The following is a 475-nucleotide window of genomic DNA, read 5'->3' on the forward strand; positions in this document are numbered from 1 at the left end:
TTCGAGAATGATCGGCAGCGCGCCTGACGTTTCGCCCGCCGACACCATCGCGCGGTACAAGGCCGGGAAGCTCCTGGCCTCGCGCGCCATCGCCTCGTGCAGCCGCCGCCCTTCGACCACGCCGGCATGGACCGATTCGACGATCGCGCGGACATGCTCCTGCTCGGTCTGGCGCGCGATCGTGCGCAGCGATTCCTCCAGCGGCGACACGCGGTTGAGCGTGGCAAGCTGACGTGTGAACAGCGTCAATTGCTTGGTGCTCATGCGGCGACGGCCAAGGCGCAGGTCAGCCAGCAGCGGCTTGCCCTTGGCCGGGCGGCCCGAACCCGGCTCGACCTTGACGACATACAGTCGCCGCCGATCGAGCAACACGCGCGCATCATCGATCGACGGCGCCGCGATATGCCCGCGCGCCTCGCGCCCCTTGGTGTCGATCGCGAGATAATCCAAATCAGGCATGAGCCCCCCAAAACCC

General features: G+C 67.4%; 1 protein-coding gene. It reads right to left on the reverse strand.

Translation table 11 applies throughout. The features are described 5' to 3' along the window. Positions 1 to 459 (reverse strand): type II secretion system F family protein (locus tag AACY08_RS29255; RefSeq protein ID WP_339472571.1); only part of this gene is annotated, 459 nt, incomplete at its 3' end. Positions 460 to 475: the final 16 nt, after the last annotated feature.

This window comes from Pseudomonas sp. EL_65y_Pfl1_R83 (assembly GCF_963970695.1).
Taxonomy (GTDB): domain Bacteria; phylum Pseudomonadota; class Gammaproteobacteria; order Pseudomonadales; family Pseudomonadaceae; genus Aquipseudomonas; species Aquipseudomonas tritici.